14 protein-coding genes are annotated in these 15367 nt (G+C 65.0%); 1 reads left to right on the top strand and 13 read right to left on the bottom strand.

Annotated features, from left to right (window positions below; genetic code table 11):
• Positions 1-138: 138 nt before the first annotated feature.
• From ACIPZC_RS19675 to ACIPZC_RS19635, 9 genes are all read right to left on the bottom strand, one after another.
• A complete protein-coding gene (locus ACIPZC_RS19675) occupies positions 139-1122 on the bottom strand; it encodes a sulfotransferase family protein (RefSeq protein WP_400628930.1) in 984 nt (327 codons plus the stop codon).
• Positions 1110-1910, bottom strand: a complete 801-nt coding sequence (locus ACIPZC_RS19670) for an aspartyl/asparaginyl beta-hydroxylase domain-containing protein (protein ID WP_400628928.1) — start codon at positions 1908-1910, stop codon at positions 1110-1112. The genes ACIPZC_RS19675 and ACIPZC_RS19670 overlap by 13 nt, the downstream gene beginning before the upstream one ends.
• Before the next feature lie 25 nt (positions 1911-1935).
• Positions 1936-4029, bottom strand: coding sequence for a biotin/lipoyl-binding protein (locus ACIPZC_RS19665; protein ID WP_400628926.1), 2094 nt, complete (start codon positions 4027-4029; stop codon positions 1936-1938).
• Positions 4029-5348: an efflux RND transporter periplasmic adaptor subunit gene (locus ACIPZC_RS19660; protein ID WP_400628924.1), complete on the bottom strand. Its 1320-nt coding sequence runs from the start codon at positions 5346-5348 to the stop codon at positions 4029-4031. Before ACIPZC_RS19660 ends, ACIPZC_RS19665 begins: the two co-directional genes overlap by 1 nt.
• Complete coding sequence (locus tag ACIPZC_RS19655; RefSeq protein WP_400628963.1) at positions 5345-6091, bottom strand: efflux RND transporter periplasmic adaptor subunit; 747 nt, start codon at positions 6089-6091, stop codon at positions 5345-5347. The genes ACIPZC_RS19660 and ACIPZC_RS19655 overlap by 4 nt, the downstream gene beginning before the upstream one ends.
• Before the next feature lie 163 nt (positions 6092-6254).
• On the bottom strand, positions 6255-7649 hold the full coding sequence (gene gabP, locus ACIPZC_RS19650) for a GABA permease (protein ID WP_400628922.1): 1395 nt from the start codon (positions 7647-7649) through the stop codon (positions 6255-6257).
• Between the two features lie 359 nt (positions 7650-8008).
• Positions 8009-8281 (bottom strand): hypothetical protein, encoded by a 273-nt coding sequence (locus ACIPZC_RS19645; RefSeq protein WP_400628920.1) that lies wholly within the window; start codon positions 8279-8281, stop codon positions 8009-8011.
• A 122-nt stretch (positions 8282-8403) separates the two neighbouring features.
• A complete protein-coding gene (gene gudD / locus ACIPZC_RS19640) occupies positions 8404-9759 on the bottom strand; it encodes a glucarate dehydratase (RefSeq protein WP_400628918.1) in 1356 nt (451 codons plus the stop codon).
• Positions 9760-9778: 19 nt separating this feature from the next.
• Complete coding sequence (locus ACIPZC_RS19635) at positions 9779-11131, bottom strand: MFS transporter (RefSeq protein ID WP_400628916.1); 1353 nt, start codon at positions 11129-11131, stop codon at positions 9779-9781.
• A gap of 261 nt (positions 11132-11392) precedes the next feature.
• Here ACIPZC_RS19635 and ACIPZC_RS19630 point away from each other — a divergent pair, with 261 nt between their 5' ends.
• Complete coding sequence (locus ACIPZC_RS19630; RefSeq protein ID WP_400628914.1) at positions 11393-12091, top strand: FadR/GntR family transcriptional regulator; 699 nt, start codon at positions 11393-11395, stop codon at positions 12089-12091.
• A 9-nt stretch (positions 12092-12100) separates the two neighbouring features.
• Here ACIPZC_RS19630 and ACIPZC_RS19625 read toward each other — a convergent pair whose 3' ends face one another.
• The 4 genes from ACIPZC_RS19625 to ACIPZC_RS19610 all read right to left on the bottom strand — a co-directional run bounded on the left by ACIPZC_RS19625 (position 12101) and on the right by ACIPZC_RS19610 (position 15323).
• The gene (locus tag ACIPZC_RS19625) at positions 12101-13111 is read right to left on the bottom strand and encodes an NAD(P)-dependent alcohol dehydrogenase (RefSeq protein WP_400628912.1); all 1011 of its coding nucleotides are present in this window, start codon (positions 13109-13111) and stop codon (positions 12101-12103) included.
• A gap of 91 nt (positions 13112-13202) precedes the next feature.
• Positions 13203-13793, bottom strand: a complete 591-nt coding sequence (locus ACIPZC_RS19620) for an HAD family hydrolase (protein ID WP_267820776.1) — start codon at positions 13791-13793, stop codon at positions 13203-13205.
• Positions 13790-14659, bottom strand: coding sequence for an acyl-CoA thioesterase II (gene tesB, locus ACIPZC_RS19615; RefSeq protein ID WP_241803887.1), 870 nt, complete (start codon positions 14657-14659; stop codon positions 13790-13792). The genes ACIPZC_RS19620 and tesB overlap by 4 nt, the downstream gene beginning before the upstream one ends.
• 91 nt (positions 14660-14750) lie before the next feature.
• Positions 14751-15323 carry a GNAT family N-acetyltransferase gene (locus ACIPZC_RS19610; protein ID WP_241803888.1) on the bottom strand — a complete coding sequence of 191 codons (573 nt, stop codon included), beginning with the start codon at positions 15321-15323 and terminating at the stop codon, positions 14751-14753.
• Positions 15324-15367 lie beyond the last annotated feature (44 nt).

Below are 15367 nucleotides of genomic sequence, written 5' to 3'. Positions count from 1 at the left end.
GTGGGGGGCACATCCAAGTGAATTGTCCTACACGATGGCGTTTAGCGTAGTCGATTGTCGGGGCAAATCGCCACTACCGAACAGGGCGATTTACACAGTTTTCTCAAACAGCTGTTCCAAGCCTTTTGACGCCAGTTTTCAGGCGTTATGCAAGCGTATGAATTCTAAGCAGTTATAGGGTTCCAACGCCCATTGACGCACACCTTCAAGCACGTGCTCGCTGGCTTGCGCTCGCTTGCGCTGGCTGTCAGCACTGAAGTTCATGCCCGGTTGCTTGGCGTCGAACGCGGCCACTTCCCGCAACGACGGCACATCGCCCGGCATCACGCCGAACACTGGGGCCAGGCGCCCCCAGATGGCCTCAGGCAGTTCACTGTAGTTGACGGCAATGCCGCCATGCTCCCGGCATAGCTGCAGGCCGGCCTTGAGGATCTCACCCACTACCCGGCAGGTGTATTGCACCGTGTCCGTGCCCTCGGCGCTGCCCAGCAAGGTGTCCAGCGCCGACGTGCCAAGCAGGCCCGGCACGCGGTGCATGCCGGCCTGGCGCAACTGCGAGACCACGATCTCCAGCGGGTCGCGATAGAGGAAGATCCGCGGCACGTCGGGGTAAAGTTCGGCCAGCAAGGGCGCCTCGAACACGTTCCAGGCATCGAGCTTGATCACCAACCGGCGCTCCTCGCCTAGGCGCCGCTGGCCGTAGGCTGAAAGCAGTGCGCGCACGCCTTCGGCCTGCCAGTGCCTGGCCTCTGGGTCCTGCAGCGGTGCCCTGAGCAGGTTGTCCAACGGTGGCGGCTCACTGAGCACGATGTTGTGCGCCTGGCTGGCCATCAGTTGTGCGATCAGGGTGGAGCCACAGCGCGAGGCATGGAACACCAGCACCGAGGGTGCCAGGCCTGGGCTGCTCTCCTGCCAGTCCAGCAGTGCCTGCAAGCTAGTGTTACGGCGCAGGGCCTGGTTGAACGGCAGGCGCAACGCCTGATCGACGTCGTCTCGGAAAAACGGCCTGGTCAGGGCCTGCTGGCCAAACCAGCACCAGTCCAGGCGCCACTCACCCTGCTCACGCCACAGGCGAATGGGCATCCAGCCGTGAAAACTGCCCGAGGCATTCAGATTCGCCATTGATCGCTCCATGCTTGCTTGCCTTGGCGCATGGCACTGAGCACCTCGGCTTCGGAAAACACCAGGCCCAGGGGTGCGCCGAGGGCAATGGCCGCTGCCACGAAGGCCCGTGGGTCGTCCAATACCTGCAGCTTGGCTGCCAGGGCAGGGTCATGCGCCACGTGCTCACGCAAGCGCTCGAATGCCTGCGCTGCCCGCCCCGGGCTCAAAGCCGGGGTCAGCGCCCGCCCTTGGGCGATCAACCCGAGCAGCCAGGTGTCGGGCAAGCAGTCGAGCACCAGGTGGATACGCTCACCGGGGCCGGGGTTGTGCACCCGATGCGCACGTGACAGGTCGACGAACCAGCACTCGCCCGCCTGCATGGGGACCTGCAGGCTGTCGACGATAAACTCAACGCCAGGTGGGCTCAGCAGTGGCACATGCAGGCGCAGGCAGCCGCCAGGGCGCCCCAGGTCAGGGTCGCGGTGCTCGTGAATTCGCGCGCCCTCCCCCAGGCGCAGCAGGCGTGCGGCCTGCAGTGTCGCGCGAAATGGCGCCAGCGCGGCCTGCCACGCCGTCTCCTGGTGCCACCAGGCCAGCTTCACCGGCGCGCCGCGGCCGGGTGCAAGCGGCACAGGGGCATCCTCGGCACTGACCAGCGCCACACCGCTCCAGTCGCCCTCGTGATAACCACGGTTGAAATGCGCCTGCCAGGCCCCTGCCTGCACCCGTTCCAGCGCCTGCAGCAATGCCGGCAGGTCGATGGCAAGCGGCAGCCGGGAACATAGCGGCAGCGAGATTTCGCTCATGACTGCTCCTTGTGGTGAATTCGCCCTAGAAACCACTTTCGCGCACGCCCAAGGCCGCCAATCTGCGCCAGGCCGCGCCCAGCAGCGACTCGCGAGCGCCTTCGAGCACCACCACCCCACGCAACGGTTGGGCCACATCAGCCACGTCCACCCGCGGGCTCAGGCGCACCCCGTACTGCGCCTGCAGCGGCTGGGCACGTTGTTGCCCATCGCGGCGCACGGCCACCGGGCCATGCCGGTCAGACGCCAGCGCCTGCAGGTCCAGCGCGGCAACGCCGGTAGCGTCTACCTGCTCCACGCGCACGGGCAAGGCCGCCCGCGCCGGGTCATCGGCAATGAAGCGCCCTTCACTGCCAGCGGCCACGCGCCACAAATCGGCCTCACCCAGGTAACCACGCAGGCGCACCCCCGGTTCGACCACCCGCCCCAGGGGCTGGCCGGTATTGACCCACTGCCCTGCCTGCAGGTCCCGAGGCATGTCGCGCCACACGCCCGCCGCCGGCGCGCGCAATTGCAAGCGTTCACGCTGGGCAGCCAGGCCCCGGTACTCGGCCACTGCCTCGGCCAGTTGCTGCTCGAGCACCCCGGCATCACTGGCGGTGGCGCTGCGCCCGGACTGACGGCGCAACAGCAACTGCAGAATGTCTATTTCGCGGCGCACGATCTTCAGGCGCGAATCCAGGTCAGGCGATTCCAGCTCCAGCAGCAACTGCCCCTGGGCGACCGTCTGGCCATCGTGCACCTGCAACTGCTTCACCCGCGCCGCCACCGGCGCATGCAAGGCGCTCACCCGCGATGCCTCAAGCATCGCTGGCACCTCCACGGCACCGCGCCAGGGCACGGCCAGCAGCACCAACAGCAGCATCAACCCCAGGCCCAGCGCCAGCGTCTTGCGCGGCTGGGCCTGGTCACGGCGCAGCCACCACTGCTGCAGCTCTTTGAATACCGGCAAGCCGATGAACCACACCAGTTCCACCAGCATCAGGAAAATACCCAGCACCTTGAAGAACAGGTGATACACCGCCAGGGCGATACCAAAGAACAACAGTGCACGCCATATCCAGGCGCAATAGCCCCAGATCAGCAGGCGCTTGCGCATCCGCGGTGGCCACGGCTCCGGCATCGTCTCGCCATAGCCGAACAACGCCTCACGCAGGCGCCACCGGCACAGGGCGAAGGCGCGTTGCTGCAGGTTTTCCACCCCTAACAGGTCACTGACCAGAAAGTACCCGTCAAAGCGCATGAACGGGTTCAGGTTGACCAGCAAGGTGGTGATCCACGTGGCACTGGCCAGCATGAACGCGGCGGTGCGCAGCGGCCCATCGGGCAGCAGCGACCAGGCCAGCAGCGCCAACACCGCCAGCACCAGTTCAGCGAACACCCCACCTGCATCGATCAGCAGCCGTGAGCGCCGGTCGCTGACGCGCCAGGCATCGCTGACATCGGTGTAGAACATCGGCAGCAGCACCATGAACGCCAGCCCCATGCTCTGCACACGGCAGCCGGCGCGCTTGGCCATGTAGGCATGGCCGAACTCGTGGCAAAGCTTGGCCAACGCCAGGGCCAGGCCAAAGGCGAGCATGCCGCCGAGGCTGAACAGGTGCGGGAACGTGGCGATGAAGCGCGACCAGTCGCGAATCACCAGGAACAGGCCAAGCACCAGCAGCGCCGGCAGGCCAAAACGCAGCAGCCAGCCACCGTGGCGTTCGAGCAGCGGCCAGGTACGGTTGAGAAAGGCATCCGGGCGCCACAGCGGGATGCGGAAGAACAGGTACTGGTGCAACGCTTTCTGCCACAGGCCCTGTTGGCTGGCGGCGGCCTTCACGGCATAACTCTGGCGCTGCTTGGGGTCGTTGGCGCTGAGCAGGTCGTGGTGGCCGAGAAACGCCAATAGGTCCTCCACCTCCCGGGGCTCCAGAGGCAGGCCCGGCTCGGCATTGGCAGCTGCCAGCACCCGTTGCGGCTCACCCAGCGGCCAGTGGCGAAGCAAGCGCACCGCGGCCGCGCCTAGCTTGAAATAACGGCCGCGCAATGGGTCGGCCAAGGTCCATTGCGGGGCACCGTCAAACGCTGGTGCCGCAGGTGAGAGCTGCAGGTCCGCACGCAGCGCCGGCAACATTACAGGCCCAGCCCTTGGCGCAGGGCCGCCAGAGGCCGGCGCAGCAGGTAATAGGCCAACGGCGCGCGTTCGCCGTAGAGTTTGGCAGTACCGCGCAGGCCGATGCGTGGTGAGGCCTCGACGAATGACGCATCCAGCCGGTAGGCAAGCTGCCCGGCGGCGGTGGTCTGGGCCTCGTAGGCGGCGCGTTCGAGCTTCGCCACGTGCCGATGCAGGGGGTCGCTGTCGAGGAACAGCGCCACCTCGGCCCCCGGCTGCAGGGCGATGGCATCGCCGACCGGCAACTCCAGGCGCAGCTCGGCCTGCTCGGGGTCGGCCAGTTGCATCAGGCGCTCGCCGGTCTGCACCGGTTTGCCGGTCCAGCGCTCTACATCGGCGAACACCGCAATGCCGTCACGTTCGGCGCGGATTTCGCTGCGCGCCAGCAACTGGCGGGCATAGTCGAGCTCGGCGCGCTTCTGTTCGACGCGAGCGGCCAGCAAATCCAGGCGCGCGCTGGAATCGGCATCGGTAAAGGCGCGCTGGGTACTGACCTTGAGTTCGGCCTCCGCCACGCCCAAGGTACGTGCGGCCACATCGGCCTGGGCCTTGAGGGCGGTGGCATCGAAGCGCACCAACAAATCCCCGGCCGCCACACGCTGGTTAGGCTTGACCAGGAACTCAGCCACCACACCCTCCAGCGGCGCCGCCACCACCCAGCCACCACGCGGCACCACCTCGGCCGGCGCCAGCACCGACTGGCGCACCGGCAGCAACAACACCAGCAGGGCGACCGCCAGCACGGCCAGCAAGCGCCGCCGCGGCCAGCGCAGGCGCCATGGGCGTACCGGGTTCAGGGCCTGCCAGGCATGCGCATAGGTTTCTCCCAGCTGCACCAGCAAAGCCTGCTCGGCGGCGTTGAACGCTTGCTCGCGGGCCAGCCACAAGCCGCCGAAGGCTTCACCCTTGCGGTCGTGCAACGGCAACCAGAAGGCTTGCCCTGCCGACAACGCCTGCCAGTCGGCGAGTATCTGGGCATCCAGCACGCTGGGGTCGACCTCACCGGCCTGTCCAGCGACACCGGCAGCCTGCAGCTTGCCCACGGCACGTTCGACAAAGGCCACGAACGGTGCATTGGCTTCCACCACGCTGATGCCGGTCAGCGCCTGCACCTTGCCGGCGATCAGTAACGCGGCATGGCGAAAAGCAAACATCGCCTGGCCGTCGTTGACCATGGCATAGGCCAACTGCTCGCTAGTGCTGGCCTGGCGCGCCTGGCGCTGGAGCCCCAGAAACAAGGCAAAGGCGCGCTCCGCCGTACCATGGGCAGCGGCGGTCATGGCTGCTGCGCAAAGTGGGCCGTACCGCTCATGCCCGCCAGCAAACCGTGGGTGTCGCTGGGCAGTTCTCCGATCAGCAGCAGCGTCTGGCTGCCTTCATCGATTCGCGCGCCCACACGCTTGACCGTGGCCCCCAACGGCTGGCCGGTTTCGTCCGGGGTGAACTGAAAGCTTTGCCCGGGCTTGAGCCTGGCCAGCCAGCGCGAGGGCACCAGCAACTGGATTTCCAGCGAACGGTTGTCCACCACCTCCAGCAGCGGGGCGCCGTTGGCGACGCTTTCGTGGGGCTGGGCACGGCGCTGTACCACTCGTCCATCGAACGGGGCGGTGACCACACAGCGTTTGACCTGCACCTGGTAGACCTGGGCTTCGGCCTGGGCCTGGGCTTGCTTGGCCTCAGCCAGCGACACCTCGAACTGCCCCACCGATTTCAGTGCGGCGAGTTGCCGGTTGTGGTTGAGCTCTTCGCGGCTTGCGCGCACCGCCGCCTGGGCGGCATTGAGCTGGGCCTGGTAGGCCGAGCAGTCGAAGCGCGCCAGGGTGCTGCCCTTCTTGAAAGCCTCGCCATCGGCATATGGCATCTCGACGATGCGCCCGGCCAGCTCACTGGCCAGCACGGCCTGATGACGCGCACGCAACACGCCACGGGCGCTTTGCTCGGCGCCTGCATCGCTGGCGCTCGGCGCATCCAGCAGCGGGTCGGCTGGCGCCTGCGCGGCCAGTGCCAATGGCAGGTGCAACATACTCAAGGCCAAAGCCAGTCGAATCCCACGACACATGTTGCACACTCCCTTGCGAGCTGGATGAGCGGAGTGTACGAAAAAACTGATGGCACGGATACATCACACCGATGGGGCCACCAGCGGCCGGTAGACCCGGCCACTGGGGCGGCGTGGGCGCCGTTGCTCAACCGAGCGAGCGCGCTCCGGCCACTTGCCGCTCATGCCCGCGCGTGGTGACGATGCCAAGGAAGGAAATGAAGATCGCCAGGCCCAAGGTCGAACTCACCTCCGCCCGATGCTCGGGCGTATACATCATCACCGCCAACGCCCCGGCAATGAAAATGATCACCGCCCAGGTCAGCCAAGGGAACAGCCACATACGGAACTTCAGTTCCGCGTTTTCACGCTCCAGGCGGCGGCGCATGCGCAACTGAGAGATGGCGATGACCATGTACACCAGCAGCGCAATCGCGCCAGAGCTGGCCAGCAGGAACTCGAACACACCCTTGGGTGCGAAATAGTTGAGGATGGCGATGGCCGCGCCGATCAGGGTGCTACCGAACACGGCAGCGCGTGGCACGCCGACCTTGGAGGTCTTGTTGAGGAAGGCCGGTGCATCACCGCGCTTGGCCAGCGAGTACATCATCCGCGAAGCGATATAGATCGACGAGTTCATGCAACTGGTCACGGCCACCAGCACCACCAAATCGACCATGAAGGCGGCATTGGGGATGTTCATGATTTCCAGCGCACGCTGGTAGGAACCCACCACCGCAAGCTGCGGGTCGTTCCACGGCACGATCGAGATGATCACGAAGATCGACAGGATGTAGAAGGTGCTGATGCGCCAGATCACCGAGCGCGTGGCCTTGGCGATGTTGCGCGACGGGTCGCTGGATTCGGAGGCGGCAATGGTCACCGCTTCGGTGCCGATGAAGCTGAACATCACGGTGATGAACGCACCGATCACGGCAGACCAGCCGTTGGGCGCAAAGCCGCCATAGGCGCTCATCAAGCCGCTCAAGCCGCTGACTTCGCGGTTGGGCAACCAGCCCATCAGGGCGGCAAAGCCCAAGCCGATGAAACAAAGGATGGCCGTGACTTTGAGAATGGCGAACCAGAACTCGAACTCACCGTACTTGGCCACGCTGAACAGGTTGGTGCACGCCAGCAGCAGCACGGACGCGAGGGCGAAGATCCAGCTGTCCACCTGGGGGAACCAGGCGTTGAGCACATGCCCGGCGGCCAGTGCTTCGATCGGGATCACCAGCACCCAGAACCACCAGTACAGCCAGCCGATGGTGTAGCCGGCCCAGCGGCCGATGGCCTGGTCGGCATAGGTGGAGAACGAACCGGTATCAGGATGCGCGACGGCCATTTCGCCGAGCATGCGCATGACCAGCACCACCAGGGTCCCGGCCACGAAGTAAGAAATAATGGTAGCTGGCCCGGCCGCCGCGATGGCGTGCCCGGAACCGACGAAAAGACCGGCACCGATGATGCCCGCGATGGACAGCATCGTTACATGACGTGGCTTGAAACCTTGAGCAAGGTTGCCATCAGTTCCCACGGTGTTCATTGATGTTGTTCTCTTTTTGCTGACACAAGGAAGGACGGGCAGGCGTAGGCGAAAATATCTCCTTTGGATTCAATGAGTCGACACCACTGTTGTTGATTTTTGGGGCGCATCACAGCGCTGGGCGTCAGTGCGGTTCGGGGTTCATTTAAGCCGCCTGAGGCTGCGGCAAATTACACGAGAACGCCCCGCAACTGTTCGATCACGACAGCGCTTTCCCCTAGGCGTCAGATGTCGTGAATGGCATGCCCAGACACGCCTGATGGCCATTTGAGGGTTTTGTTTTTCATCTGAATATGCGTAGCCGGCGCACAAAAAAAAAGGCCCCGGTCTCCCGGGGCCTCTGCTGCTCAGGCGTCTGCCTACGCCTGCCCCGTCCGTTCAAAGCGGCGGGCCAGCAACAGGTAAGCGAAGATCCCCAGCACGCCATGGGCGGCTACGAACCAGAGTGCGTTGTGGAAGGCGCCGGTGCTGGCCACCACATAGCCGATCACCAGCGGGGTGACGATGCCGGCAATGTTGCCGATGCCGTTGAACACGCCACCGCACAGGCCAACCATTTTCTTCGGCGCCACATCCGACAGCACCGCCCAACCGACGGCCGCCAGGCCCTTGCCGAAGAACGCCAAGGTCATCAGGGCGATGACTGCCGTTACCCTCGCCGTAATTGGCCAGCACCAGGGTGGTGGACAACGCCATGCCTCGAAAGCAGTGGGGTCCTTGTGGGGCCGGCTTGCCGGCGATGGGGCCCTGCGCCTTAGCGCACCAGGCAAGGCCGCTTGTTATCGAACGTCCAGCCCGGAACCAAGAACTGCATCGCCACGCCATCATCCCGCGCGCCCAGGCCCATGCTGCGGTAGCACTCATGGGCCTTGGCCAGTTGGTCTTCATCCAGCTCAACACCCAGCCCTGGCCGCTCTGGCACGCGCACATGGCCGTCGACGATGCGCAGCGGGTCGCGGGTAAGGCGCTGGCCGTCCTGCCAGATCCAGTGGGTATCGATAGCTGTGATCTCGCCCGGCGCCGCCGCGGCCACCTGGGTGAACATCGCCAGTGAAATGTCGAAGTGGTTGTTCGAGTGCGAACCCCAGGTCAGGCCCCAGTCATTGCACATCTGCGCCACCCGTACCGAACCCTGCAAGGTCCAGAAGTGCGGGTCGGCCAAGGGGATGTCCACCGATTGCAACTGGATCGCGTGGCCCATCTGGCGCCAGTCGGTGGCGATCATGTTGGTGGCGGTAGGCAAACCGGTGGCACGGCGGAACTCGGCCATCACCTCACGCCCCGAATAGCCGTTCTCGGCGCCGCACGGGTCTTCGGCATAGGCCAGCACGTGGTGCTTGTCACGGCACAACGCGATTGCCTCTTTCAGAGACCAGGCGCCATTGGGGTCTAGCGTGATACGCGCTTCGGGGAAGCGCTCGGCCAGCGCGGTCACCGCCTCCATTTCCTCTTCGCCACGCAGCACGCCGCCCTTGAGCTTGAAGTCGCTGAAGCCATAGCGCTGCTTGGCAGCCTCAGCCAGGCGTACCACGGCCTCAGGGGTCAGTGCCTTCTCGTGACGCAGGCGGAACCAATCATCATCGGCGTCGGCCTCGTTGCGGTAAGCCAGATCGGTTTGCTGGCGGTCACCGATGTAGAACAGGTAGCCGAGCATCTTCACCGCCTCGCGCTGCTGGCCTTCGCCGAGCAGCGCGGCCATGGGCACATCGAGGTGCTGGCCAAGCAAGTCGAGCAGCGCCGATTCGATGGCGGTCACCGCATGCACGGTGATGCGCAGGTCGAAGGTCTGCAGGCCGCGCCCGCCCGCATCGCGGTTGGCGAAGGTCTGGCGCATGGCATTGAGCACACGCTGGTAGTGGCCGATGGGCTGGCCGACCACCAGGCTACGGGCATCTTCCAGGGTCTGGCGGATCTTCTCGCCGCCGGGCACTTCGCCAAGGCCCGTGTTACCGGCGCTGTCACGCAGTACCACCACGTTACGGGTGAAGAACGGGCCATGGGCGCCACTGAGGTTGAGCAGCATGCTGTCGTGGCCGGCAACCGGGATCACGCGCAGGTCGGTGACCACTGGGGTGCTGGTGTGGAGAGCGGGAGTCGTCTGCATGTTCATGGTTGTTGTCTCGCAGTCATCAGTGGGTCTGGCCCAAGGCCGAAGGGGCCTTGAGGTCATGTGAGGGGATACCCTTTGGGCGGGTGCGCACGAAGAACACTGCAATGGCCGCCAGCACCGAGGTCACGGCCAGGCCGTAAAGGCCGCCCTGGATCGACCCGGTCTGCTGCTCGAGCAAGCCGAAGGTGGTGGGCGCGACGAAGCCGCCCAGGTTGCCCACCGAGTTGATCAGGGCGATCACCGCCGCAGCGATGCGCGCGTCCAGATAGCCTTGGGGGATCGGCCAGAACAGCGACGAGGCCGACTTGAAACCGATAGCGGCAAAGCACACCGCGACAAAGGCGAACACCGGCCCGCCCGTGGTCGACATGAACATGCCGATGGCGGCGATCACCAGGGCAGCAGCCACCCAGGCCTGCTGGAACTTCCAGCGTGAGGAGCCAGCGGCGAAGGCGTACATGGCCAGGATCGAGATCAGCCACGGGATGGAGTTGAAGAAGCCGACCTGCAGGTCGCTCAGGTCGCCCATGCGCTTGATGATGCTGGGCAACCAGAAGGTCGCAGCGTAGATGGTCAGCTGGATGCAGAAGTAGATCAGGCAGAACAGCACGATCTGGCGGTCCTTGAGCAGGCTCCAGGACGATACCTTGACGGTGCCGATGGCCTCGCGCTCACGTTGCTCGCGGTCGATGGTATCGACCAGCGCGTCCTGCTCGACCTTGCTCAGCCACTTGGCGTCGTGCGGTTTGGAGTCGAGCCAGAAGAACACGAAGAAGCACAGCGTGACCGAAGCCATGCCCTCGATGAACAACATCCACTGCCAGCCATGCATGCCCAGGCCCTGGATCTGCATCAACGCCCCGGCCAGGGGGCCGGAGATCAGCGAGGCCAGCGCCGAGCCGCTGAGGAAGATGGCAATCGCCTTGCCGCGTTCGGCGTCTGGCAGCCAGCGGGTGAAGTAATAGATCACCCCAGGGAAGAAACCGGCCTCGGCAACACCGAGCAAAAAGCGCAGCACGTAGAACTGGGTTTCGTTCTGCACGAAGGCCATGGCCGTGGCCACCAGCCCCCAGGTGAACATGATGCGGGTCAGCCACAGGCGGGCGCCGACGCGCTGCAACAGCATGTTCGAGGGCACTTCGAACAGCGCATAGCCGATGAAGAACAGCCCGGCACCGAAGCCATAGGCCGCAGCGCTGATGCCCAGGTCGCTTTCCAGGTGAGGCCGGACGAAGCCGATGTTGACGCGGTCGAGGTAGTTGACGATGAACATGATCACGAACAGCGGCAGCACATGGCGCTTGACCTTGGCCACGGCACTGGCCAGCACGTCGTTGCCGTTACGGGCAGACGGATCGAGGGTGTCGTTCACTTGTGTATCTCCCACTAATTGTTTTTGTGCGGGTCGAGGTGGTCTGACATGACAGTGGGCAGAGCATAGGCGCGGCGAAGTTGTACGACAAGATGGTGATTGTCGTTAAAAACGCAAAATACAAGCTGATAAAACCAGCAAAATCATCGATTCAACATCGAAAATCAATTTCGAGCTGACTCCTGGCCGCGAAAAAACAGGCAGAAAAAAATTTTATCCGCTAACTTGTCGTACAAGCTAACTCGATAGCCGGATCGACCCATGCCCCAGCAACCCCGCAAAACTGGCCACAGCCGTGCCCACGACCTGGTCTCCAGCCTGACCCAGCAGATCCTGCTGGGCACCATCAAGCCGGGCGACAAGCTGCCGTCGGAAAACACCCTGGTGCGCGAGCACGGGGTCAGCCGCACCGTCGTGCGTGAAGCCCTGTCGAAGCTACAGGCCTCGGGCCTGGTAGAGCCGCGCCACGGGATTGGTACGTTCGTGATGGCGCGCCCGGCGCAGGCCGGGTTGCGGGTGGGCGTGGAGAATGCTGCCAGCGTGCGCGACCTGCTGGAACTGCGCATCGGCCTCGAAGGCCAGGCAGCCGCCCTCGCCGCCGTGCGCCGTAACGACCAACACCTGGCACGCATGCGCCAGGCGCTGGACGATTATCAGGACCTCGCTGCGGCCGGTGACAGCTGCATCGAAGCGGACCGCCGCTTTCACCTGCTGATCGCCGAAGCCACCGGCAACCTGTATTTCAGCGAGATGATGGCGCAGCTGGGCAATGGTCTGATTCCACGCAACCGCATGGCCATCGCCGAGCGCGCCGGGGCCAACCTGGCGCGCCATGCCTACCTGGCCAATCTGGAACATGAGGCAATTCTGAACGCCATCGGCCGGCAAGACCCGGATGCGGCGCGGGCGGCGATCTGCCTGCACCTGTCCAACAGCCGGGACCGCTTGTTGCCGGACTGAGGCCGGGGGTTACCAGGTCAGGCAGATCTTGCCGAAGTGGCGGTTGCTCTCCTGGTAGCGGAACGCTTCGACGATCTGTTCCAGCTCGAAATGCTTGTCCACAACAGGCAGCAAGCCGTTGGCGTCGATCGCCCGAACCATCGCCTGCTGCTGCGCGCGGCTACCCACCAGCACACCCTGCAGCCGGATCTGCCGAACCAGCGCCTGAACCAGCGGCAGCTGCCCGGCGACACCGGTAAGAATGCCGATCAATGACACATGGCCGCCGATCCGTGCGGCAATCATCGACTGCTCCAGCGTCGCCGGCCCGCCCACCTCGATCACATGATCGACGCCACGGTTGCCGGTGAGCTCACGCACCTTCTCGCCCCAGGCCGGGGTGCTCTTGTAGTTGATCAGGTAGTCGGCGCCGAGGGCCTTGAGGCGTTCGAGCTTGGCATCGCTGGATGAGGTGGCGATGACCGTGGCGCCTGCCAGCTTGGCGAACTGCAGGGCGAAGATCGATACCCCGCCGGTGCCCTGCACCAGCACGGTGTCACCTGGCTTGAGGTGGTCGTCGCTCATCAGCGCACGCCAGGCCGTGAGGCCGGCGGTCGTCAGGGTGGCGGCCTCGGCGTGGCTGTAGCCCTTGGGCGCGAGGGTGAAGGCGGTCGCGCGGGCGGTGACCTGTTCACGGGCGTAGCCGTCGATGCCGTCGCCCGGCACGCTGGCGAAGCCTTCGACCAGTGCCTGGCCATCGAGCCAGTCCGGGAAGAAGGTGCTGACCACGCTGTCGCCTACCTTGAACTCACTGACGCCCGCCCCGACAGCGGTCACTTCGCCGGCGCCATCGGCCATGGGGATGCGCCGCTCGCTTGGCCCCCACATGCCGCTGACCACGGCAAAGTCGTGGTAGTTGAGGGAGCTGGCGTGCAGGCGCACGGTGATCTCGCCGGGCTTGGGCGCAGCTGCCTCGCAAGTGCCGACTTCGACCTTGTCGTAACCGCCGCCGGGTTGCACGTAAATGGCTTTATGGGTCATGGCTGGTTCTCCATTTGAGAAAAAGACTGGGGGTGAGCATAGTCAGTAACGGCCCCATCGCCGGCAAAGCCGGTGCCATACACCTCAGCGCTCAGCCCAGCAACGCCCGCAACGCCCGGCAGTCCGCCGCATGCCAGTCCGCCAGTTCCGGCCAGGGGTTATCCGGCAGGTTCACCAGCACCGTGCGCGCCCCGGCCGCTCGCCCGCAATCCAGGTCGAAGCGGTAGTCACCCACCATCACCAACTCGCTCGGCGCCACACCCCAGGCACTGGCGATCTTCAGCAAGCCATCTGGGCTGGGCTTGGGCGCCGCTTCGTCACGACCGAGCACGTGCTCGACGGCAAAGCAATCCGCCAGGCCTATCGCCTCCAGCGTGACATGCGCCAGCTCACGCGCATTACGGGTAAGAATGCCCAACCGGCACCCACGCCCGGCCAGCTCCCGCACCAGCTCCACGGCACCGGTCGCTGCAGTCGAGGCAACCGCCAGGTCGCGCTCGTGCTCCAGCAGCCAGGCATGCTTGGCGGCCGCTTGTGCCGCAGGCAATGCCGCCAGGTGGGTGAGGATGTCGTCCTCGGGCGGTATCTCCAGCGCCTCCCGAATGGCGGCAAAATCGTGCACCGCCACGGTGAGGGTGCCGTCCATGTCGAACACCCAGTTGCGGATATCGGCCAGGCTCATGCCCAGTCCTTGCGATGACGGATCAAACCTTCCTGCGAAGACGACGCCACTAACTGCCCCGCACGGTTGTAGATACTGCCCCGGCAGAACCCACGGGCATTGCCGGCCCAGGGGCTGTCGGTGGCGTACAGCAGCCACTCATCGGCGCGCAGGTTGGCGTGGAACCACAACGAGTGGTCGAGGCTGGCGATCTGCATGTCGCGCTGCCACACCGATTTGCCATGGGGCTGCAGCGAGGTGGTCAGCAGGCCGAAGTCCGAGGCATAGGCCAGCAGGTACTTGTGCAGCGCCGGCACGTCCGGCAGGTTGCCGTCGGCGCGGAACCAGGCGTACTTCACCGGGTCGCCGGGCTTGGGGTTGAACGGGTCACGCTCGGTGACCGGGCGTATCTCGATCGGCTTGGCGCACAGCACCTTGTCACGAATGCGCTCAGGCAGGTGGTCAGCCATGGCGCGGGCCAGTTCGACCTCGCTCGGCAGGTTCTCTGGCCCGACCACATCAGGCATCTGCGCCTGGTGCTCGAAACCTTCCTCGTCGTACTGGAACGACGCACTGCAGGTGAAAATGGTCTGGCCCTTCTGGATGGCCGTCACGCGCCGGGTGCTGAAGCTGCCGCCATCGCGCACACGGTCGACCGAATAGACCACCGGCAGGCTGGCATCGCCCGGGCGCAGGAAGTAGCCGTGCAGCGAATGCACATGACGCGCGTCCTCGACCGTCTGGCTAGCCGCCGACAGTGACTGGCCCAGCACCTGGCCACCGTACAGCTGGCGGAAGCCCAGGTCCTGGCTGCGTCCACGGAACAGGTTCTCCTCGATCGATTCGAGGCTCAACAGGTCGACCAGGTCGTCCAACACATGACTCATCGGGGGTTCTCCTAGCAAGGCATCACAGCTCTACGGCGCTTTCATGAAGGCAAATGATACAGGGTTTGTCATCGGCACCGCGCATGACCGCTCATTCAGCGCGCAGGGTCTGCTCCCAGCGGGGCCGGTCGATGCGGTAGAGCACGTGGGGCCGCAGCGGGTGCCCCTCGGGCAGGCGTGGGTGGTCGAAGCTGCCTTGCAGGTCCTGCACCATGCCGATGGCCTGCATGACCTTCTGCGACGGCAGGTTGGCCTCGGTCGTGAACGACACCACCTCCTCCAGGCGCAATTGGGCGAACGCACACCGCAGGCAGGTCCACGCCGCCTCGCTGGCAAAGCCCAGGCCCCAGTGCCGCCGGGCAAGGCGCCAGCCGATTTCCACGGCCGGGGTGAACGGCGCATCGAAGTTGACGTTGAGCAGGCCGGTCATGCCGATGAAGGCGCCGCTGTCCTTGCGCTCCAGGGCCCACAGGCCGAAGCCGTATTCGTTGAAATGGCCACGGATCCTGCCGATCAGTGCCGCCGCCTCCAGCCGCGTCATGGGCGCTGGAAAATAACGCATCACCTGCGGGTCGGCGCTCATGGCGGCGAACTCGCGCAGGTCGTCGTCATGCCATTGGCGCAACACCAGGCGGGCGCTTTCCAGTTCAAGGATGGGGGTCATGGGGCGTGCTCCGGTTTTGCCGTGCTACAGGTTCAAGCGTAGGC

The organism is Pseudomonas sp. NPDC089743, assembly GCF_044748785.1.
GTDB classification, from domain to species: domain Bacteria; phylum Pseudomonadota; class Gammaproteobacteria; order Pseudomonadales; family Pseudomonadaceae; genus Aquipseudomonas; species Aquipseudomonas putida_X.
Note: the sequence above shows the minus strand (reverse complement) of the source record. Positions and strands in the feature narration are given on the sequence as shown.